This window comes from Pseudomonas turukhanskensis, assembly GCF_027922365.1.
GTDB classification, from domain to species: Bacteria; Pseudomonadota; Gammaproteobacteria; order Pseudomonadales; family Pseudomonadaceae; genus Aquipseudomonas; species Aquipseudomonas turukhanskensis.
The window spans coordinates 161016-181940 of the sequence record NZ_BSFN01000005.1 but is presented as its reverse complement, the minus strand read 5'-3'; the positions used below and the strand labels follow the sequence as shown (position 1 = coordinate 181940).

The 20925-nt window shown below is 61.5% G+C and carries 16 protein-coding genes and 1 pseudogene; 12 read left to right on the top strand and 5 right to left on the bottom strand.

Annotated elements, in window-relative coordinates:
• Positions 1-10: 10 nt before the first annotated feature.
• From ftsW to lpxC, 8 genes are all read left to right on the top strand, one after another.
• The gene (gene ftsW / locus PKE98_RS11190; RefSeq protein ID WP_271195531.1) at positions 11-1249 is read left to right on the top strand and encodes a putative lipid II flippase FtsW; all 1239 of its coding nucleotides are present in this window, start codon (positions 11-13) and stop codon (positions 1247-1249) included.
• Positions 1239-2309, top strand: coding sequence for an undecaprenyldiphospho-muramoylpentapeptide beta-N-acetylglucosaminyltransferase (gene murG, locus PKE98_RS11185; RefSeq protein ID WP_271195368.1), 1071 nt, complete (start codon positions 1239-1241; stop codon positions 2307-2309). The genes ftsW and murG overlap by 11 nt, the downstream gene beginning before the upstream one ends.
• Positions 2310-2337: 28 nt before the next feature.
• A complete protein-coding gene (gene murC / locus PKE98_RS11180; RefSeq protein ID WP_271195530.1) occupies positions 2338-3756 on the top strand; it encodes a UDP-N-acetylmuramate--L-alanine ligase in 1419 nt (472 codons plus the stop codon).
• The gene (locus PKE98_RS11175) at positions 3753-4697 is read left to right on the top strand and encodes a D-alanine--D-alanine ligase (RefSeq protein WP_271195367.1); all 945 of its coding nucleotides are present in this window, start codon (positions 3753-3755) and stop codon (positions 4695-4697) included. Before murC ends, PKE98_RS11175 begins: the two co-directional genes overlap by 4 nt.
• A gap of 4 nt (positions 4698-4701) precedes the next feature.
• Complete coding sequence (locus PKE98_RS11170; RefSeq protein WP_271195366.1) at positions 4702-5580, top strand: cell division protein FtsQ/DivIB; 879 nt, start codon at positions 4702-4704, stop codon at positions 5578-5580.
• Between the two features lie 19 nt (positions 5581-5599).
• Complete coding sequence (gene ftsA / locus PKE98_RS11165; RefSeq protein WP_271195365.1) at positions 5600-6847, top strand: cell division protein FtsA; 1248 nt, start codon at positions 5600-5602, stop codon at positions 6845-6847.
• A 56-nt stretch (positions 6848-6903) separates the two neighbouring features.
• The gene (ftsZ, locus tag PKE98_RS11160; protein WP_271195364.1) at positions 6904-8088 is read left to right on the top strand and encodes a cell division protein FtsZ; all 1185 of its coding nucleotides are present in this window, start codon (positions 6904-6906) and stop codon (positions 8086-8088) included.
• A 111-nt stretch (positions 8089-8199) separates the two neighbouring features.
• Complete coding sequence (gene lpxC, locus PKE98_RS11155) at positions 8200-9111, top strand: UDP-3-O-acyl-N-acetylglucosamine deacetylase (protein WP_271195363.1); 912 nt, start codon at positions 8200-8202, stop codon at positions 9109-9111.
• Positions 9112-9343: 232 nt separating this feature from the next.
• On the opposite strand, the gene PKE98_RS11150 is transcribed toward lpxC, so the two are convergent.
• Complete coding sequence (locus tag PKE98_RS11150) at positions 9344-9793, bottom strand: DUF721 domain-containing protein (RefSeq protein ID WP_271195362.1); 450 nt, start codon at positions 9791-9793, stop codon at positions 9344-9346.
• Between the two features lie 361 nt (positions 9794-10154).
• Between PKE98_RS11150 and secA the strand changes: the two genes are divergently transcribed.
• The 4 genes from secA (at position 10155) to PKE98_RS11130 (ending at position 15956) form a co-directional block, all read left to right on the top strand.
• Positions 10155-12890, top strand: a complete 2736-nt coding sequence (secA, locus tag PKE98_RS11145) for a preprotein translocase subunit SecA (protein WP_271195361.1) — start codon at positions 10155-10157, stop codon at positions 12888-12890.
• A 127-nt stretch (positions 12891-13017) separates the two neighbouring features.
• Positions 13018-14235, top strand: coding sequence for a bifunctional glutamate N-acetyltransferase/amino-acid acetyltransferase ArgJ (gene argJ / locus PKE98_RS11140; RefSeq protein ID WP_271195360.1), 1218 nt, complete (start codon positions 13018-13020; stop codon positions 14233-14235).
• Between the two features lie 147 nt (positions 14236-14382).
• The gene (locus PKE98_RS11135; protein ID WP_271195359.1) at positions 14383-15015 is read left to right on the top strand and encodes a glutathione S-transferase; all 633 of its coding nucleotides are present in this window, start codon (positions 14383-14385) and stop codon (positions 15013-15015) included.
• The gene (locus PKE98_RS11130; RefSeq protein ID WP_271195358.1) at positions 15012-15956 is read left to right on the top strand and encodes a Nudix family hydrolase; all 945 of its coding nucleotides are present in this window, start codon (positions 15012-15014) and stop codon (positions 15954-15956) included. The genes PKE98_RS11135 and PKE98_RS11130 overlap by 4 nt, the downstream gene beginning before the upstream one ends.
• Positions 15957-16061: 105 nt before the next feature.
• Here PKE98_RS11130 and PKE98_RS11125 read toward each other — a convergent pair whose 3' ends face one another.
• The 4 genes and pseudogenes from PKE98_RS11125 to PKE98_RS11110 form a co-directional block, all read right to left on the bottom strand.
• Complete coding sequence (locus PKE98_RS11125) at positions 16062-16640, bottom strand: cob(I)yrinic acid a,c-diamide adenosyltransferase (RefSeq protein WP_271195357.1); 579 nt, start codon at positions 16638-16640, stop codon at positions 16062-16064.
• Positions 16641-16642: 2 nt separating this feature from the next.
• Positions 16643-18676, bottom strand: a complete 2034-nt coding sequence (locus tag PKE98_RS11120; protein WP_271195356.1) for a sensor histidine kinase — start codon at positions 18674-18676, stop codon at positions 16643-16645.
• Positions 18677-18918: 242 nt separating this feature from the next.
• A complete protein-coding gene (locus PKE98_RS11115; RefSeq protein WP_271195355.1) occupies positions 18919-19830 on the bottom strand; it encodes a putative 2-dehydropantoate 2-reductase in 912 nt (303 codons plus the stop codon).
• Positions 19831-20838: pseudogene (locus PKE98_RS11110) on the bottom strand (response regulator); the annotation flags it as partial.
• Positions 20839-20925 lie beyond the last annotated feature (87 nt).

Sequence of the window (20925 nt, the reverse complement as noted above, 5' to 3'; positions counted from 1 at the left end):
GCTCGCCCGTCTGCTCAGCATTCTGCGCCCGTACCCGTCGCCTCTGTTCAGCCGTCGCGGCATCGACCTGGACTTTCCGCTGCTGGCCGGTTGCCTGGCGCTGCTGGGCCTTGGCCTGGTGATGATTACCTCGGCGTCCACGGAAGTGGCGGCGGTGCAGACCGGCAACCCGTTCTACCACATGATCCGCCACCTTATTTATATGACCATCGGCCTCGGTGCCGCCGGTTTGATGATGGTGATTCCGCTGGCCACCTGGCAGCGCATGGGCGGCACCTTGCTGGTGGTGGCTTTCGGTTTGCTGGTGCTGGTATTGGTGCCGGGCATTGGCCGGGAAGTGAACGGTTCGATGCGCTGGATTGGCTTCGGTGCCTTCAACGTGCAGCCCTCGGAAATCGCCAAGGTCTTCGCCGTGATTTATCTGGCCGGCTATCTCGTGCGCCGGCAGGAAGAAGTGCGCGAAAGCTGGATGGGCTTCTTCAAGCCCTTCATTGTCCTGCTGCCGATGGCTGGCCTGCTGCTGATGGAGCCGGACTTCGGTGCCACCGTGGTACTGATGGGCGCGGCGGCGGCCATGTTGTTCCTCGGCGGCGTCGGCCTGTTCCGCTTCTCGCTGATGGTGGCCCTGGCGGTGGCGGCGGTGTTCGTGCTGGTGCAGGCGCAACCCTATCGGATGGCGCGCTTGGTGACCTTTACCGACCCGTGGGCCGACCAGTTCGGTTCCGGTTACCAGCTCACCCAAGCGCTGATTGCGTTTGGTCGCGGCCAGTGGCTGGGCGTAGGCCTGGGCAACAGCATTCAAAAGCAGTTTTACCTGCCCGAAGCGCACACCGACTTCGTGTATTCCGTGCTGGCCGAAGAGCTTGGTCTGTTCGGGTCACTGGCCACCGTGGCGCTATTTGTATTCGTCAGCGTGCGCGCGCTGTACATCGGCCTGTGGGCCGAGAAGGCCAAGCAGTTCTTCGCAGCGTATGTCGCCTATGGCCTGGCGTTCCTGTGGATTGGTCAGTTTCTGATCAATATCGGTGTGAACGTCGGCTTGCTGCCCACCAAGGGCCTGACCTTGCCGTTCCTCAGCTACGGCGGCAGCTCGTTGGTGATCTGCTGTGCCTGCCTCGGGTTGCTGCTGCGGATCGAGTGGGAGCGCCGCACCATTCTGGGCAGCGAGGATGTCGATTTCGTCGAGAGCGATTTCGCCGAAGATGCGCCCGGCAACAAAGCGTCCAAGGAGGTGGTCCATGGCCGCTAATGTTTTGATCATGGCCGGCGGTACCGGCGGCCACGTGTTCCCGGCGCTGGCTTGCGCCCGTGAATTCCAGGCACGCGGTTACACCGTGCACTGGCTCGGCACGCAGCGCGGCATCGAAAACCAGCTGGTGCCCGAAGCCGGTCTGGAGCTGCACCTGATCAACGTGGCCGGGCTGCGTGGCAAGGGCTTCGTCAATCTGTTGAAGGCACCGTTCAGCCTGCTGCGCTCGCTGTTCCAGGCGCGCCGCATCGTGCGCAAGCTCAAGCCAGTGTGTGTGCTGGGCATGGGCGGTTATGTCACCGGCCCGGGCGGCCTGGCGGCGAAGATGGCCGGCGTGCCGTTGATCATCCACGAACAGAATGCGGTTGCCGGTACGGCCAACCGCAGCCTGGTGCGTTTCGCCACGCGCGTGTGCGAAGCGTTCCCCAATACTTTCAAGGCCTCGCCCAAACGCCGCACCACCGGCAACCCGGTGCGTGAAGAGCTGTTTCTGGAAACCCCGCGCGACACGCTGCAGGGCCGTCGCCCGCGGTTGCTGATTCTGGGCGGCAGCCTGGGCGCCGAGCCGCTGAACAAACTGCTGCCTGAAGCGCTGCGCGAAGTAGCGGCAGAAATCCGTCCGGAAGTGGTGCACCAGTCCGGCAAGAATCACGATGAAGTGACCACGGACCGTTATCAGAGCGCCGGTGTCCAAGCGCACGTTGCGCCCTTTATCAAAGACATGGCCGGTGCGTATGCCTGGGCCGACCTGGTGGTGTGCCGCGCAGGCGCGCTGACCATCAGTGAACTGGCTGCTGCCGGGCTGCCGTCGATGCTGGTGCCATTGCCGCACGCCATCGACGATCACCAGACCCGCAATGCCGATTATCTGGCGCGTGAAGGTGCTGCCTTCCTGCTGCCGCAAGCGACTACTGGCGCCGCTGAACTGGCCGAGCGCCTGACTGAGGTTTTGATGCATCCCGAACGTCTGATTTACATGGCCAGCACTGCTCGCCGCCTGTCCAAGCCCGACGCGACCCGCGCCGTTGTCGACATCTGCCTGGAGGTGGCCCGTGGTTGAGAGCCAGAAAGCGTTTCCACAGCCTGAAATGCGCCGCATCCGCCGTATTCACTTCGTCGGTATTGGTGGCGCCGGTATGTGCGGTATTGCCGAGGTGTTGTTGAACCTGGGCTATGAAGTGTCCGGCTCCGACATCAAGGGTTCGGCCGTGACCGAGCGCCTGCAGAATTTCGGTGCCCAGGTGTTTATCGGCCACCGTGCCGAGAACGCTCAGCACGCCGATGTGCTGGTGGTGTCCAGTGCCATCAACACCGCCAACCCGGAAGTGGCCAACGCCCTTGAGCGCCGCATCCCGATTGTGCCCCGTGCCGAAATGCTCGCGGAACTGATGCGCTACCGCCACGGCATTGCCGTTGCCGGTACCCATGGCAAAACCACCACCACCAGTCTGATTGCCTCGGTGTTTGCTGCTGCCGGGCTGGACCCGACCTTTGTAATTGGTGGTCGCCTGAACGCTGCCGGCACCAACGCCCAGCTCGGCACCAGCCGTTATCTGGTGGCCGAGGCGGACGAAAGCGACGCCAGCTTCTTGCACCTGCAACCGATGGTGGCTGTGGTCACCAACATCGACATGGACCACATGAGCACCTACGAAGGTGACTTCAACAAGCTGAAGAAAACCTTCGTCGAGTTTCTGCACAACCTGCCGTTCTACGGCCTGGCCGTGGTGTGCATCGATGACGTGGTAGTGCGAGAAATTCTGCCGCAGGTCAAACGCCCGACCATGACCTATGGCCTGAGCGAAGACGCTGACGTGCGCGCCATCAACCTGCGCCAGAACGGCATGCAAACCTACTTCACCGTGCTGCGCGCTGGCCGCGAGCCGTTGGATGTGTCGGTAAACATGCCTGGCAACCACAACGTGCTGAACGCCTTGGCAACCATCGCCATCGCCACCGACGAAGGCCTCAGCGATGAAGCTATCGTGCACGGCCTGTCGAAGTTCCAGGGCGTGGGTCGGCGCTTCCAGGTGTACGGTGAACTGCCGGTGGAAGGCGGCAACGTGATGCTGGTGGACGACTACGGTCACCACCCGCGCGAAGTGGCCGCCGTTATCAAGGCAGTACGCGGTGGCTGGCCGGAGCGCCGCCTGGTGATGGTGTACCAGCCGCACCGCTACAGCCGCACCCGCGATCTGTACGACGATTTCGTGCAGGTACTGGCCGACGCCAACGTGCTGCTGCTGATGGAAGTGTACCCGGCGGGTGAGGAGCCGATTCCAGGCGCCGACAGCCGCCAGCTGTGCCACAGCATCCGTCAGCGCGGCCAGCTGGACCCTATTTATATCGAGCGCGGCACCGAGCTCGCGCCGATCGTCAAACCGTTGCTGCGCGCTGGCGACATTCTGCTGTGCCAAGGCGCAGGGGATATCGGTGGCCTGGCGCCGCAGTTGTTGCAGAGCCCGTTGTTTGCCGGCGCCGTTGTCGCTGGTGGGAGTAAAAAATGAGTCGCCTGGTAGAAGCCAATCTGGCCCCTGAGGCCTTCGGTAGGGTTGCCGTGCTGTTCGGCGGCAAGAGTGCCGAGCGTCCGGTATCGCTGAAGTCCGGCGCTGCCGTGCTGGAAGCCTTGCAGGCCGCTGGTGTGGATGCATTCGGTATCGATGTGGGCGATGACTTCCTGCAGCGCCTGGTCAGCGAAAAGATCGACCGCGCCTTTATCGTGCTGCACGGTCGTGGCGGCGAAGACGGCAGCATGCAAGGCCTGCTGGAGTGCGTGGGCATTCCGTACACCGGCAGCCGTGTGCTGGCCTCGGCCCTGGCCATGGACAAGCTGCGTACCAAACAAGTCTGGCAGAGCCTGGGCCTGTCCACGCCGCGTCACGCGGTGCTGGCCAGCGTCGAGGACTGCCGGTCGGCTGCGATGGAACTGGGTTTCCCGCTGATCGTCAAACCGGCCCATGAAGGTTCCAGTATCGGCATGGCGAAAGTGAACAGCGTTGATGAACTGATCGGCGCTTGGCGTGATGCCAGCGGGTACGACTCGCAGGTGCTGGTGGAGCAGTGGATTTCCGGTCCTGAATTTACCGTCGCCGTATTGCGTGGCGAAGTGCTGCCACCCATTGGCCTGGGCACCCCGCACACCTTCTACGACTACGACGCCAAGTACCTGGCCAATGACACCCAGTACCGCATCCCGTGCGGCCTGGACGCTGCCAAAGAACAGGAACTCAAAGACCTCACCGCCCGTGCCTGTGAAGCCGTGGGTATTCAGGGCTGGGCGCGCGCCGACGTGATGCAGGACAAAGACGGCAAATTCTGGCTGCTGGAAGTCAACACCGTGCCCGGTATGACCGACCACAGCCTGGTGCCAATGGCCGCTCGCGCAGCAGGGCTGGATTTCCAGCAACTGGTCGTGGCAATTCTTTCCGACAGCGTTGAGGCTCGATAAGACCATGCACGGCGCAACCCTCCGTCATCAGCAACCTGTTCCCGGCCGCGGCGCTTTGCCACGCAAGCCGGTGCAGCGGGGTGCCAGCCGGATGGTGGCCAAGGAACCGTTGTCGGTGCGCGTGCCCAAGCCGAGTTTTTCGGCGATCAAGCGCGTGCTCTGGCCGGTGCTGTTGCTGGCCCTCGGCTTTGGTACCTACGAAGCGGCCCAGCGCCTGCTGCCGTATGCCGACCGGCCGATTGCCAGGATCAGCGTGCAGGGCGAGCTCAGTTATATCAGCCAGCAGGCAGTGCAGCAACGGATCGCACCATTCGTGGCGTCGAGCTTCTTTACCGTCGATTTGGCCGGCATGCGTGCCGAACTGGAAAACATGCCGTGGATCGCCCACGCCGAAGTGCGTCGCGTGTGGCCGGACACCGTGACCATTTCGCTGGAAGAACAATTGCCAGTCGCCCGTTGGGGTGACGAAGCGCTGTTGAACAACCAAGGTCAGGCTTTCACCCCCCGTGAGCTGGCCAATTACGAGAATTTGCCGCAGCTGGTGGGCCCGCAGCGCGCCCAGGAAGATGTGATGCAGCGCTACCAGATGCTCAGCCAGATGCTGCGCCCGCTGGGCTTTTCGGTGGCGCGCCTGGAGCTGCGTGAGCGCGGCAGCTGGTTCCTCACCACCGGGGTGAACAACACCGGACAAAGTATTGAGTTGTTGCTGGGTCGCGACCATCTGGTCGAAAAAATGCGCCGGTTCGTGACCATCTACGACAAGAGTTTGAAAGACCAGATCACCAATATTTCGCGCATCGACCTGCGCTACTCCAACGGCCTTGCCGTTGCGTGGCGTGAACCGATTGCGCCGGCGACGGACAAAACCGTCGCACAGAAGTGAATTAGGAGAAGGCAGCAACATGGCAAACGTGCAGAGCGGCAAGATGATCGTCGGCCTCGATATCGGCACCTCCAAGGTGGTGGCGCTGGTAGGCGAAGTCACATCTGACGGCCAGCTGGAAATCGTTGGTATCGGTACTCACCCGTCCCGCGGCCTGAAGAAGGGCGTGGTGGTGAATATCGAGTCCACCGTGCAGTCGATTCAGCGCGCCATCGAGGAAGCGCAGATGATGGCTGGCTGCCGTATTCACTCGGCCTTCGTCGGTGTGGCGGGCAACCATATCCGTAGCCTGAACTCCCACGGCATCGTCGCCATTCGCGATCGCGAAGTGAGTCAGGCAGACCTTGAGCGTGTGCTTGATGCCGCCCAGGCCGTGGCCATTCCCGCCGACCAGCGCGTACTGCACACCTTGCCGCAGGATTACGTGATCGATAACCAGGAAGGCGTGCGTGAGCCGCTGGGCATGTCGGGCGTGCGTCTGGAAGCCAAGGTCCACGTGGTGACCTGCGCGGTAAACGCGGCGCAGAACATCGAGAAGTGCGTACGCCGCTGTGGCCTGGAAGTGGACGACATCATTCTCGAGCAGTTGGCCTCGGCTTACGCCGTGTTGACCGATGACGAGAAAGAGCTGGGCGTGTGCCTGGTGGATATCGGCGGCGGCACCACTGATATCGCAATCTTCACCGAGGGCGCGATTCGCCACACGGCGGTGATCCCGATTGCCGGCGACCAGGTGACCAACGACATCGCCATGGCGCTGCGTACGCCGACCCAGTACGCCGAAGAAATCAAGATTCGCTATGCCTGCGCCCTGGCCAAACTGGCCGGCGCCGGCGAAACCATCAAGGTGCCGAGCGTGGGTGATCGCCCACCGCGCGACCTGTCGCGCCAGTCGCTGGCCGAAGTGGTCGAGCCGCGTTACGACGAACTGTTCACCCTGGTACAGGCCGAGCTGCGTCGCAGCGGCTACGAAGACCTGATTCCGGCCGGCATCGTGCTCACCGGCGGTACTTCCAAGATGGAAGGCGCGGTGGAACTGGCCGAAGAGATTTTCCACATGCCGGTGCGCCTGGGCATGCCGCAAGGCATCAAAGGCCTGGCCGATGTGGTGCACAACCCGATTTATTCGACCGGCGTGGGCTTGCTCATGTACGGGCTGCAAAAGCAGAACGACGGCATCTCGCTGTCGGGCGGCAGCAGCTACAACGACGAACCAAAGACACCTGTACTGGAGCGGCTTAAACGCTGGGTCCAGGGCAATTTCTGATGTTAAACCGCGTGTGCTGTAGGCGTTACAACTAGAAAAGCAAAGGAGAGGGGACCATGTTCGAGCTCGTAGACAATATCCCGCAAAGCGCAGTTATCAAGGTCATCGGTGTGGGTGGCGGCGGCGGTAACGCTGTTAACCATATGGCCAAAAACAACATTGAAGGCGTTGAGTTCATCTGCGCCAACACCGACGCCCAGGCATTGAAAAATGTCGGCGCGCGTACCGTGCTGCAGCTGGGCACCGGTGTCACCAAGGGGCTGGGCGCCGGGGCTAACCCGGAAGTCGGCCGTCAGGCTGCCATGGAAGACCGCGAGCGTATCGCCGAAGTGCTGCAAGGCACCGACATGGTCTTCATCACCACTGGCATGGGCGGCGGTACCGGTACCGGTGCGGCGCCGATCATTGCTGAAGTGGCCAAGGAAATGGGCATTCTCACGGTTGCGGTGGTAACCCGTCCGTTCCCGTTCGAAGGCCGCAAGCGCATGCTGATTGCCGAAGAAGGCATCCGCGCGCTGTCGATGAGTGTTGACTCGCTGATCACCATCCCGAACGAAAAACTGCTGACCATCCTGGGCAAAGACGCCAGCCTGCTGTCGGCTTTCGCCAAGGCCGACGATGTACTGGCCGGTGCCGTTCGCGGTATCTCCGACATCATCAAGCGTCCGGGCATGATCAACGTCGACTTCGCCGACGTGAAAACCGTGATGAGCGAAATGGGCATGGCAATGATGGGCACTGGCTGCGCCAGCGGTCCGAACCGTGCACGTGAAGCCACCGAAGCGGCGATCCGCAACCCGCTACTCGAAGACGTGAACCTGCAAGGCGCGCGCGGCATTCTGGTGAACATCACCGCTGGTCCTGACCTGTCTCTGGGTGAGTACTCGGACGTGGGTAACATCATTGAGCAGTTCGCTTCCGAGCAAGCGACCGTCAAGGTCGGCACCGTAATCGACCCGGATATGCGCGACGAATTGCACGTGACCGTTGTGGCCACGGGCCTGGGCGCGAAAATCGAGAAGCCGGTCAAGGTTATCGACAATACCGTGCAAACAGCGGCCATGCCGTCTGCCGCTGCACCACGCAACGAACAGCCGGCGGTGAACTACCGCGATCTGGATCGTCCGACCGTCATGCGCAACCAGGCTCACGCCGGCGCAGCTGCTGCAGCCAAGCTGAACGCACAGGACGATCTGGATTACCTGGATATTCCGGCATTCCTGCGTCGTCAGGCTGATTAAAGAAATGTATCAGGAGTATTGGGGTGATTGGTGTTCAGCAAAGGCCGGGTCTGGTATTATCCCCGGCCATTGTTGAAAACAATTCGCAACTAGTGTTATAGCGGCCAATCCATGATCAGACAACGCACCCTGAAGAACATCATCCGCGCCACCGGCGTCGGCCTGCATTCCGGGGAAAAGGTTTACCTGACCCTCAAGCCGGCACCGGTCGATACCGGTATCGTGTTTCGTCGTACCGACTTGGACCCCGTCGTGGAAATTCGCGCGCGGGCCGAGAATGTCGGTGAAACCACCATGTCGACCACACTGGTCAATGGTGATGTGAAAGTGGACACCGTGGAGCACCTGCTTTCGGCCATGGCTGGCCTGGGCATCGATAACGCCTACGTCGAGCTCTCCGCGTCCGAAGTGCCGATCATGGACGGTAGCGCTGGCCCCTTCGTATTCCTGATTCAATCCGCTGGTTTGCAGGAGCAGGAAGCGGCGAAGAAATTCATCCGCATTACCCGCGAAGTAACGGTAGTAGAGGGCGACAAGCGCGCCACCTTCGTTCCTTTCGATGGTTTCAAGGTGAGTTTCGAGATCGATTTCGATCACCCGGTTTTCCGCAATCGCACCCAGAGTGCGAGCGTGGACTTCTCCAGCACCTCCTTCGTAAAAGAAGTGAGCCGTGCACGCACCTTCGGTTTTATGAGTGACATCGAGTTCCTGCGTTCCCAGAACCTAGCACTCGGCGGCAGCGTAGAAAACGCCATCGTGGTTGACGAGTTTCGCGTGTTGAACGAAGACGGCCTTCGCTATGAAGACGAATTCGTGAAGCACAAAATTCTCGACGCCATTGGTGATCTCTATCTGCTGGGTAACAGCCTGATTGGCGAGTTCCGCGGCTTCAAGTCGGGGCATGCGCTGAACAACCGTCTGTTGCGCACCTTGATTGAGCAACGTGACGCTTGGGAAGTGGTGACATTCGACGACGTGAAGAGCGCGCCGATTTCGTACATGCGACCAGTTGCGGCTGGTTGAGCAATACCCTCCTTAGCTGTTTCTTAAAGCCGCCTTCGGGTGGCTTTTTTTATGGGGGTAGATAACCGATTGGCTGCGCGTCGGCATTGCGGCGTTGAAATGGCTTTTTAAATGCTCATTGGCTAAAGCCAACTGCGCGTTTAAAAAACCATTTCGCCTTGCACTGCTCTAGCTCGCTCAATCTGGATTCGTGTGATGGCTTGGATTGCGAACAGCAGAAGCGAATGGCGAATCAGCCTTTGCCGTGGCGGGCGAGACGCTCAAGCGCTGCGCGTAATCCCGGGTCGCTGATGCCTTCGGCCACTTCCTGAATGCCTTCGGCCGTTTCGGTGGACAGCTGCATGGTATGGCCGCGAAGTTTGGCCACGCCCACCCTCGGCTGCACCTTGAACAGAATGCGATTGAGATTGTGGAACGGCTCTAGCATTTGCAGTTGGCGTTCCAGCCGGCGCTGTTGGTAGCGCAGCCGAGTGGCCCAGTGGCCGTCTGTGACAATCAGTAGCAAGCAGCCTTCGCGCCAGGAGGCAACGTGGCAGTGTTCGCGTGCCGCCGGTTGCAGTTGGCTTTCCACCAGGCGCTGCAGATGGTCCAGGCGATGGGCCTGGTTGATCAGCGCTTGCAAGGGTTTGGCATCGCGCAACAGCGCGGTGTGACCTTTGGCGGGCAGGGGGCGAAAAGCCATGGGGAACGGTCTGCTGGTGAGAGGCCGCCATGGTAGCAGATGCGCGCGCACGCCTGCGTCCAAGGCTGTATTGAGAGGGGCTTGATTGAGGAAAAAGTGCCCCCATATAAAGTGCTTGGAAATGATTGCGAGTTGTAACAGGCTGGAATTTGCGTCGACAACAAGCAGACTGAGCAGTCAACTTTGTAGTCCGTAACTGAACAGTGCGTCGTGGAGTGATCCACTGCTGGCACCTTGCAATAACGCTACTTTCCTCAATAACGATTCCGGGTAGAATGCCCGCTTCGCAAGCAGCCATGAAGGCTGCGCGGGCGACTCACGGGGCCGCCCTCCATCCATATGTGTGGAAGATCCTGCCGATATGTTTGCGCCTTTGTTAAAGAAACTCTTTGGAAGCAAGAACGAGCGCGAAGTAAAGCGCATGCAGAAGGTGGTGCAAGCCGCCAATTCGTTCGAAGAGCAAATGCTGGCTCTGTCCGATGACCAGCTGCGCGCCAAGACCGAAGAGTTCAAGGCCCGTCTGGCCAAAGGCGAAACCCTCGACCAACTGCTGCCTGAAGCCTTCGCGGTAGCCCGTGAAGCGGGCAAGCGTGTGATGGGTATGCGTCACTTTGACGTCCAGCTCATCGGCGGCGCGACCCTGCACGAAGGCAAGATTGCCGAGATGCGTACCGGTGAAGGTAAAACCCTGGTGGGTACCCTGGCTGTGTACCTCAACGCGCTGTCCGGCAAAGGCGTGCACGTGGTTACCGTGAACGACTACCTGGCTCGCCGCGACGCCAACTGGATGCGTCCGCTGTATGAATTTCTCGGCCTGTCCGTAGGTATCGTCAGCCCGTTCCAGCCGCCGGAAGAAAAGCGTGCTGCTTATGCGTCCGACATCACCTACGGCACCAACAACGAATTCGGCTTTGACTACCTGCGCGACAACATGGCGTTCAGCGTTGAAGAGAAGTTCCAGCGCGAGCTGAACTTCGCGGTCATCGACGAAGTGGACTCCATCCTCATCGACGAAGCCCGTACCCCGCTGATCATCTCCGGCCAGGCCGAAGACAGCTCCAAGCTGTACATGCAGATCAACCTGCTGATTCCACGCCTCAAGCAACACATCGAGGAAGTGGAAGGCGTGGTGACTCAGGAAGGCCACTTCACTGTTGATGAAAAGACCCGTCAGGTAGAACTCAACGAAGCCGGTCACCAGTTCATCGAAGACATGCTCACCCACGCCGGCCTGCTGGCCGAAGGCGAGAGCCTGTATTCGGCGCACAACCTGGGCCTGCTGACCCACGTGTATGCCGGCCTGCGCGCGCACAAGCTGTTCCACCGCAACGTCGAATACATCGTGCAGAACGACCAGGTACTCCTGGTTGACGAACATACTGGCCGTACCATGCCGGGTCGTCGTCTGTCCGAAGGCCTGCACCAGGCCATCGAAGCAAAGGAAGGTCTGAATATCCAGGCCGAGAGCCAGACGCTGGCCTCCACCACCTTCCAGAACTACTTCCGTCTTTACAACAAACTGTCCGGCATGACCGGTACGGCAGACACCGAAGCGTTCGAATTCCACCAGATCTATAACCTGCCGGTTGTGGTAATTCCGCCGAACAAGCCGCTGGCGCGTAAGGACTACAACGACCTGGTCTACCTGACCCAGGAAGAGAAGTACGCCGCCATCGTGGCCGATATCAAGGAAAGCCAGGCCGTTGGCCGCCCGATCCTGGTGGGTACGGCTTCCATCGATAGTTCGGAATACGTGTCCAAGCTGCTGGAACAGGAAGGCATCGAGCACAAAGTACTCAACGCCAAGTTCCACGAAAAAGAAGCCGAAATCATTGCTCAGGCCGGTCGCCCAGGCGCGCTGACCATCGCCACCAACATGGCCGGTCGCGGTACCGACATTCTATTGGGCGGTAACTGGGAAGTCGAAGTGGCGGCCCTGGAAAACCCGACCGAAGAGCAGATCGCACAAATCAAGGCTGACTGGCACAAGCGTCACCAACTGGTGATCGAGTCCGGTGGGTTGCATGTAATCGCCTCCGAGCGTCACGAATCCCGTCGTATCGACAATCAGCTGCGTGGTCGTTCAGGCCGTCAGGGCGACCCGGGTTCCAGCCGTTTCTACCTGTCGCTGGAAGACAACCTGATGCGTATCTTCGCCTCCGACCGGGTGAAGAACTTCATGAAAGCGCTGGGCATGCAGTCCGGTGAAGCCATCGAACACCGCATGGTCAGCAACGCCATCGAGAAGGCCCAGCGCAAAGTGGAAGGCCGCAACTTCGACATGCGTAAGCAACTGCTCGAGTTTGACGACGTTGCCAACGAACAACGTAAAGTGATCTACCACATGCGCAACAGCCTGCTGGCTGCCAGCGACGTGGGTGACACCATCGCCGACTTCCGTCTGGAAGTGCTCGACAGCACCATCAACGCCCACATTCCGCCGCAATCGCTGCCAGAGCAGTGGGATGTTGCCGGTCTGGAAAGCGCGCTGTTCAACGATTTCAGCATCAAGTTGCCGATCCAGCAGTGGCTCGACGACGACGCCCAGCTCTACGAAGAGCCGCTGCGCGCCAAGATCCTCGAAGCGCTGCTGCTGGCCTACAACGAGAAAGAAGACGCCGCCAGCGCCGAGGCCCTGCGTACTTTCGAGAAGCAGATTCTGCTGCGCGTACTGGACGACCTGTGGAAAGACCACCTGTCGACCATGGACCACCTGCGCCACGGTATTCACCTGCGTGGTTACGCGCAGAAGAACCCGAAGCAGGAGTACAAGCGCGAGTCCTTCACCCTGTTCCAGGAGCTGCTGGACTCCATCAAGCGCGACACCATCCGCGTGCTGTCCCACGTTCAAGTGCGTCGCGAAGACCCGGTCGAAGAAGAGGCGCGCCTGCGCCAGGAAGCCGAAGCCCTGGCCGCTCGCATGCAGTTCGAACACGCCGAAGCCTCGGCGCTGGACGAGCCCGAGCTGGAGCCGGAAGGTGAGGTGGCTGTGGCCACTTACGCCCCGGTACGTAACGACCAGAAGATCGGCCGCAACGAACTCTGCTACTGCGGTTCGGGCAAGAAATACAAACACTGCCACGGCCAGATTTCTTAAGCCTGCAATGTAAAAACTGTGTGATAAAACGCCGTGAACGAATTGCCGTTCGCGGCGTTTTTGCTTGAATTTATGCTGCGCCGAACAGGCGCGGTCACTACTCGGTTTCTGCCAAGGAGCTCATCCCATGCCTGTTGGTCTCGGTCCTCTGCCTACGCTGCACCCTGTTACCGGTTTTGAATTGGGTATCTCGTCCGCCGGTATCAAGCGCGAAGGTCGCAAGGACGTGGTGGTGATGCGCTGTGCAGAAGGCTCCAGCGTTGCCGGGGTGTTCACCTTGAACGCGTTCTGCGCGGCACCGGTAATTCTGGCCAAGAAAAACGTGGTAGGCGAAGTGCGTTACCTGCTGACCAACACCGGCAACGCCAACGCCGGTACCGGCGAGCCCGGTCTGCAAGCCGCGGCCCGCACCTGCGCCAAACTCGCCGAGCTGACCGGTGTACCGGAAACCGCCGTACTGCCGTTTTCTACCGGCGTGATCGGTGAGCCGCTGCCGGTGGAAAAAATCGAAGGCGCGCTTGTCGCTGCCCTGGCCGACCTGTCTGTGGATAACTGGGCCGCTGCGGCTGCTGGCATCATGACCACCGACACCCAACCTAAAGGCGCGAGCCGTCAGTTCACCCACGACGGCGTCACCGTTACCGTCACCGGCATCAGTAAAGGCGCCGGCATGATCAAGCCGAACATGGCCACCATGTTGGGTTACATCGCCACCGATGCCAAAGTCTCCCAAGGCCTGCTGCAAGACCTGCTGCGTGACGCTGCGAACAAGTCGTTCAACCGCATCACCATCGACGGTGACACGTCCACCAACGACTGCTGCATGCTGATTGCCACTGGCCAGGCCGCGTTGCCGGAAATCACCCAGTCCAGCGGCGCACTGTTCGCCGAGTTGAAGCAGGCCGTGCTGGATGTGTCGATGGAGCTGGCGCAAGCCATCGTCCGTGACGGCGAAGGCGCCACCAAGTTCGTCACCGTGCAGGCCAATGGCGGCGCGACCCATCAGGAATGCCTGGACGTCGCCTACGCCGTTGCCCACTCGCCGCTGATCAAGACCGCGCTGTTTGCCTCCGACCCTAACTGGGGCCGCATTCTGGCCGCTGTGGGCCGTGCTGGCGTGGCGCAACTGGATGTAAGCAAGATCGACGTGTTCCTGGGTGACGTCTGCATCGCCAGCCGCGGCTGCCGCGCCACCACCTATACCGAAGAGCAGGGCGCTGCGGTGATGGCTAAGGAAGAGATTGGCATCCGTATCGAACTGGGCCGCGGCACGTGCAGCGAAACCATCTGGACCACCGACCTGTCCCACGAGTACGTGCGTATCAACGCTGAATATCGCTCCTGACACAGTGCATGTAAGCAACATCGGCCGCCGCGTCTGCGGCGGCCATTCCCCCGACTCATGGGGGCATGAACAATCGGAATTTGCCCTGAGCCCACGCGCTGCCTATTGTCGCAGTTCATCAATCGGGCTCAACAAAGGACGACGCACATGGCGCTCTCTCTGGTAATCGGCGACAAGACTTACTCCTCCTGGTCACTTCGCGCGGCGTTGGCGCTCGAACTCGCCGGCACACCCTATAGCGAGCAGGTCATTCGCCTGAATCAGCCCGATACCCGTGCGCGCATCCTCGAGCATTCGCCCACCGGCAAAGTGCCGCTGCTGAAAACCGCAGAGGGCTCGATCTGGGATTCCCTGGCCATTAGTGAATACCTCGCCGAAACCTTCCCTGAGGCTCATCTGTGGCCGCGCGGCGCCTATGCCCGCGCCATTGCCCGTAGTGTGTGCGCCGAGATGCACAGCAGCTTTGTGCCGCTGCGTACGGCAATGCCGATGGACTTGTCCCGGGACGAGGCGCTCGCTGAAGTGCCGGCGGACGTGCTGGCCGATATCGAACGCATCAGCGCCATCTGGGCACGCTGCCGCAGCGAGTTCGGCCAGGACGGCCCTTACCTGTTTGGCCACGTAAGCCTGGCCGACGCTTTTTTTGCCCCAGTCGCCGTGCGTTTTCGCGGCTACCGGGCGGCGCTGTCGGCCGAGGCCGCGGCCTATGTTGAAACCATCTACCAGTGGCCGGCGTTTCAGCGCTGGCAACAGGCAGCACGAGAGGAACACAGCGCGTGAAACGAGTGCATGTGGCGGCAGCCGTTATCCGAGGGGCCGATGGGCGCATTTTGCTGGCCCGTCGTCCAGACGATAAACACCAGGGTGGCCTGTGGGAGTTCCCCGGCGGCAAGGTCGAGGAGGGCGAGTCGGTACGCGCCGCCCTGGGCCGCGAGTTGGCCGAGGAATTGGGCATTCAGGTGACGGCCGCACGGCCACTGATTCAGGTGCGGCACGACTACCCGGACAAACACGTGTTGCTGGATGTCTGGGAAGTCCGCGACTTTACCGGCGAGCCCCACGGCGCCGAAGGTCAGCCGTTGGCGTGGGTCAGCAACCGGGAGCTGAGCGACTACGAGTTCCCGGCTGCCAACCGCCCCATCGTCGCGGCAGCACGCTTGCCTGAGCACTACCTGATTACGCCGGACAACCTTGAGCCTAAGGAACTGCTGCTAGGCCTCAAGGCCGCGTTGGAAAGCGGCATTCGCCTGGTGCAGCTACGTGCGCCGAATATGTACGACCCGCAGTACCGCGACCTGGCGGTGGATGCCGTCGGCCTGTGCGCCGGCCGTGCGCAACTGATGCTCAAAGGGCCGTTGGAGTGGCTAGGGGATTTTCCGGCTGCCGGTTGGCACCTGACGTCCACTCAGTTGCGCAAGTTGGTCAGCGGTGGTCGGCCGTTTCCGGCACATCGTTGGTTGGCGGCGTCCTGCCATAACGCTGAAGAGCTGGCGTTGGCAGCAGAGATGGGTGTGGACTTCGTTACCCTGTCGCCGGTGCAGGCGACCCAGACCCACCCCGAGGCGCAGCCGTTGGGATGGGGCGCGGCGCAGGAGATGATCGGCGCGTTCAATCAGCCGGTGTTTCTGCTCGGTGGCGTTGGGGCAGGGGATACCCAAAGGGCTTGGGAAATTGGGGCACAGGGTGTGGCGGGGATTCGGGCGTTTTGGCCTTCCGTCTAACCCTCACCCCAACCCTCTCCCGCACGCGGGAGAGGGAGCTGAAATGCATTGTGCTGGTCTCCCCTCGCCCGTTTGCGGGAGAGGGGCCGGGGGAGAGGGCCAGCCTCACTCCGGCTTCGGTGCCGCCTGCCACAGCACCTCATTAATCTGCATCCGCCGCCCAATCAAACGCGCGGCAACAAACAGCAGATCCGACAAGCGATTCACATACGCCAACCCCACCCCACCCAACGGCTCAATGGCATTCAACTGCTGACAGCGCCGCTCCGCAGCACGCGCCTGCGCCCGGCAAACATGGGCCTGGGCTACCAGCAATGAACCACCCGGTAGAATGAAATTTTCCAGCGGCCCCAGCTCTTCATTCCATAGATCGATGGCCGCTTCCAGGCGCGCTACCTCCGCCTGATTCAACGCCTGATACTGCGGCATCGCCAGCTCGCCACCGAGGTCGAACAAGCGGTGCTGGCAGGGCGTCAACACATCGATCACCTCACTCAACCCCGGCCACATCACTTCATGTTCAGCGAGGCCCGCCAGCAGCAAGCCGAGCTGGCTGTTCAGGCTATCCAGCTCGCCCATGGCTTCCACGCGCGGGTGGTCTTTGGGCACGCGGCGGCCGTCGGCCAGGCCGGTTTCGCCGGCGTCTCCCGTGCGCGTGTAAATCTTCGACAGGCGAAAACCCATGGTCAGCTCTCTTCGTGGGTGTCAGGGGGCGTTGCCAGCGGCAAGCGCAGGGTGAAGCAGGTGCCGTGGCCCAGCGCCGACTGCACCTCCATCTGCCCTTTGTGGTTGTTGGTGATGATGAAGTAGGAAACCGACAGGCCCAGGCCCGTGCCCTGGCCGACTTCCTTGGTGGTGAAAAACGGCTCGAAGATGCGCTTGCGCACCAGCTCCGGCATGCCGATACCGTTGTCTTCCACCTGAATCTCGGCCCACGGCTCAGCCAGTCGCGTGCGCAGCACAATACGCCCCGGCTCCAGCAGCGAGCCCGGTTTGGCTTCGCGCTGGTGAATGGCTTGCGCGGCGTTTTTCAACAGATTGAGCAGCACCTGTTCCAACTCGTTGGCGATGCCCGGCACCAGGCCGACCTGCGGGTCAAACTCGCGGTCGATATTCAAGCCTTTGAAGTCGAAGCCTTCGGTGAGGTCAAAGTCGTTGCCGGCGATTTCTACGGCCTGATCGAGCAGGGCGGGCAACTGGCAGGGCGCCAACTGGCGATTGCTCATGCGGCTGAAGCTGAGCATATGGGTAACGATCTTCGCTGCCCGCGAGCCGGCCTGGGCAATGCCGTCGAGCAACTGCGGTACTTCGCGGCCTTGCAGATATTGATTGACGGTTTGCAGCGACACACCGACGGCGTCGGCTACCTCCTGGTTGCGCGGCAGTTCGGTGGACAGGCGTCGGCGAATGTTCTGCACGTTATGCAGAATGGCACCCAGCGGGTTGTTGATTTCGTGCGCCATGCCGGCGGCCAGACCACCCACCGAGAGCATTTTTTCCGACTGCACCATCATTTCTTCCAGCGACAGGCGTTGGGTGATGTCGTCGATACGGATTACCACGCCGCGACCCGCGCCGCCCATCAAGGGGTAGAAGGTCAGCGCGTAGTGGAATTTGCTATCGCCGCGGGTCCAGGTCACCCGTTCGATTTTTTCCACCGTATGCCGCTCGGCTGTGCGCTTGAGCTGCGGCAAGTAGGGTTTGAGTGGCGGAAAGGCGAGAAATACCGGCTGGTTCAACGCTTCGTCCAGGCGCGTGCCGGACAGGGCGCTGGCCTCCTGATTCCACTGGCTGACGTACAACTGCTCATCGAGGGCGATAAGTGCCGACGGCATGGAGTCGATGATGCTGTTGAGGTAGTTCTGAAAGCCGGTGAGCTTTTTCTCGATCTTGCTGCGTACCTGCACTTCCAGCTCGAGTTTACGGTTGGAGTGGCGGGTTTCTTCGGCCAGGTGCTGGGCCTGGTCAAACGACATCTGCGCGTCATCGCGAGCGCGTTTGAGCTGCTGCTCACGGGCTTCGATACGCGACAGCATGGTATTCACCGCTTCGGCCAGGCTGCCGATTTCATCCTGGTTCCCGCGCTCGGCGCGCAGGGCGTAGTTCTCTTCCCGGGTTACCTGGCGCGAGAGCTCTTCCAGGCGGCGAATCGGGCGCGTAACCAGACGGCGAATCTGCCGCGCCACCAGCGACCAGAGCAGTACGCTGCAGGCCAGAATCACCAGGCTGGCGGTCAGGGTGCCGGTGTAAAAGGCGCCGGGCAGTTCGCTGGACGCCACCAGCAACAGGTGGCCTGGCGGCTTGCCTTCTTGCGGCAACTCGAACAGTTGGTTAGTGCGAAATTCGCCGTAACGCCAGGTGGAAAGCTGCTCGATACGCCGCGGTAAATGCAGTTTTTCGCCGTGCTCCAATTGCGCCAGGCGCCGGCCATCGCTGCCATACAGGGCGGCGGCGCGCAGCGGGCTGTAGCTGTCCAGGCGTTGTAGCAAGTCTTCGGCAGTGGCGCGCGAGCTGAGCGCTTCATTACTCAAAGCCGGGGTTGAGAGCAGGCGGCCCACGGTCTGCAGGGCCTGTGGCGCCATGTTCTCTTGGGAAATCCAGTATGCGGCGCTGATAAACGCCAGGTTAGCCACCAGCAGCACGGTGGTCAGTAACGCCAACAGAGCGGCCAACAGTTTGCGGCCGACCGACAGGTTTTCCAGGCTGGTGCGCAGGGACATAGGCAAGGTAAGACCTTTCTAGAGAGGTTGGCAGGGTAACGCCCTGGCCGGGGATAGCTCAACGATCTTCACCGGGGCGTGCGGTGCATTGACGGTGTGCCCTGCGCATCACGGCGCCTTCTGGAGATTCTGGGTGCGCGCCTGCGCGGGGACGACGGAGACTTCTCAGCTACTACCGTCATTCCCGCGCAGGCGGGAATCCAGAAGTTACCAGCGAGCGGGGTTGGAGCAGACACCACGCCCTAGGTGGTCGGCAGGCCCTTTAGCGCCAGTTCGGCCTGCAAGCGCTCCAGCAACACCTGCAAATGCGGCACCGCGCAATTGTGCCGCTGCGCCACTGCGCAGGCATGGCCGATCAGGTAGCTGATTTCCGTGCGCCGCCCCTGCGCCACGTCCTGATGCATGGAGGAATAATTGGCGGCGGTGGCCTTGATCACCCGCTGCACTTCCTCCGCCAGATGTTCGGCCGCAGCCGGTTGCCCGCAGACGCAGAGCAGCTCGCTCAATTCCGCGCACAGGGTGGTCACTTGCGCGGGGTGCGCCTGCAGACCGCCGTTGCGGCAGTCGTGCAGCACGGTCAGCGGGTTGATGGCGCAGTTGAGCGCCAGCTTGCGCCACAAACGGCTAAGGATATCGGGCGTCCATTCGTGGGAGATACCGGCGCTTTGCAGGTCTTCCAGCCATTCAGGTGAGGTCGGATTTAGCGGGTCGCCCAGCCAGGTGTGGCCATGGCCGGCAAACACCACGCGAAAATCGCCGTCGCGAAAGGCGCCTTCAGTGCTGGAGGCCGGTATGCAGCGGGCTCGTGGCAGGCGCGCGGCTACCGCGTCCTGGCTGCCCAGGCCGTTTTGCAGCAGCACCACGTGGGCATCAGGCGTCAGACGATGGGCCACGCTCGCGGCGGCAGCCTCGGCGTCGTAGGCCTTGCAAGCCAGCAGCAGCAAGCGGATGGAGCTGGTGTCGTCGACGCTTTGCGCGGGCACCGGATACAGGCTGGCCTGGCCCTGTTCAACCAGCGTCAGGCCGCCGAGAAGGCGGTAACTGGCCAGGCGTTGACGGTCACGCAGCAGCAGGGTGACCGGTACGCCGGAGCGGGCCAGACGGGCGGCCCAGAGGGTGCCCAGACTGCCAGCGCCCAGCACGTGCCAGTGCATTTACTTGTACAGCGGCAGACGTACCGCAGCGACGCGCCCACTTCCATAGGCTTCAGGTAGCAACGTGGCCGCCTGGTCGATCAGCGCTTGCGGCTGGATAGGCAGTGCCTTGGCGTCCATGCCCACCAGGCTGATGCCGGCCTTGAGGGTGATAAAGCCTTCGCTGGTCTTGAAGGCTTTGAGGTTGAGGCCTTCGTGCAGGCGTTTGAAGCTACTCGGTGAGCACTCTTGAAGGTCTTCGAGCAGGGTCAGCAGGCCGAAGTGGTGGTCGTCCAGGCGCACCAGCACGTCCAGTGGCCGCACCAATTGCTGCAGACGGCGGGCGACGCCATGCAGTAACTCGTTGTAGAACGCTTCGCCGTATTGCTGGCGAAGGTTGGGCGCGTCTTGCAGGCCAATCAGCAGGTAGCACACGGCACCGCCACGGGACTCCACCTGGCGGATGCTGTCCAGCAGCATCTGGTGCAGGTAGCGCGGGTTGCCCAGGCCGGTCAGGGGGTCGACCAGGTTGCGCTGTTCCAGGCTGGAAATGTTCTGCGTGAGCATGCGGTTTTCCTGCAACAGGCGCTGCAGCGTGTTGCATAGACGGTCCGCGGCGTACACGCGCGGCACCAGTTGCTCGCTCATGGCCGACTTGCTGACAAAGTCATCGACGCCACGGTCGAAGGCTTCGCTCAGCACGTTCTCGCCTTCCTTGCCGGTGAGCAGCATCACGTAGGTGTAGTGGTCAGCCATTTCGTCGAGCTGGCGCACGCGGCCGGTCAACTCCAGGCCGTCGATTTCCGGCATGAGCCAATCGGCCAGCAGTACGCTGGCGGGGCGTTGTTCCAACAGCGTCAAGGCCTCCAGCGCGCTGCTGGCAAAGCGCACGTCGAGGTAACCGGCTTGGCTCAGGGCGCGGCCGATCATGGCGCTGGAGAACTTGGCGTCGTCCACCACCAGGATGCTGAGATGGGGGTTGGGCATTGGCAGACTCGAGAGAAATAATGATGGCGCTGGCGGTTCGCCGGGCGGTGTTTGTATCGGCAGATATATAATGATCCGGCATTTTAACCGTCAAGCTTGGCGTGCGTTGTCTGTAAGACTATTCGCGCC

Coding starts and splice junctions, on each gene's coding strand:
- murG (WP_271195368.1), top strand. CDS start 1,239: ATGGCCGCTAATGTTTTGATCATGGCCGGCGGTACCGGCGGCCACGTG.
- murC (WP_271195530.1), top strand. CDS start 2,338: ATGCGCCGCATCCGCCGTATTCACTTCGTCGGTATTGGTGGCGCCGGT.
- PKE98_RS11175 (WP_271195367.1), top strand. CDS start 3,753: ATGAGTCGCCTGGTAGAAGCCAATCTGGCCCCTGAGGCCTTCGGTAGG.
- PKE98_RS11170 (WP_271195366.1), top strand. CDS start 4,702: ATGCACGGCGCAACCCTCCGTCATCAGCAACCTGTTCCCGGCCGCGGC.
- ftsA (WP_271195365.1), top strand. CDS start 5,600: ATGGCAAACGTGCAGAGCGGCAAGATGATCGTCGGCCTCGATATCGGC.
- ftsZ (WP_271195364.1), top strand. CDS start 6,904: ATGTTCGAGCTCGTAGACAATATCCCGCAAAGCGCAGTTATCAAGGTC.
- lpxC (WP_271195363.1), top strand. CDS start 8,200: ATGATCAGACAACGCACCCTGAAGAACATCATCCGCGCCACCGGCGTC.
- PKE98_RS11150 (WP_271195362.1), bottom strand. CDS start 9,793: ATGGCTTTTCGCCCCCTGCCCGCCAAAGGTCACACCGCGCTGTTGCGC.
- secA (WP_271195361.1), top strand. CDS start 10,155: ATGTTTGCGCCTTTGTTAAAGAAACTCTTTGGAAGCAAGAACGAGCGC.
- argJ (WP_271195360.1), top strand. CDS start 13,018: ATGCCTGTTGGTCTCGGTCCTCTGCCTACGCTGCACCCTGTTACCGGT.
- PKE98_RS11135 (WP_271195359.1), top strand. CDS start 14,383: ATGGCGCTCTCTCTGGTAATCGGCGACAAGACTTACTCCTCCTGGTCA.
- PKE98_RS11125 (WP_271195357.1), bottom strand. CDS start 16,640: ATGGGTTTTCGCCTGTCGAAGATTTACACGCGCACGGGAGACGCCGGC.
- PKE98_RS11120 (WP_271195356.1), bottom strand. CDS start 18,676: ATGTCCCTGCGCACCAGCCTGGAAAACCTGTCGGTCGGCCGCAAACTG.
- PKE98_RS11115 (WP_271195355.1), bottom strand. CDS start 19,830: ATGCACTGGCACGTGCTGGGCGCTGGCAGTCTGGGCACCCTCTGGGCC.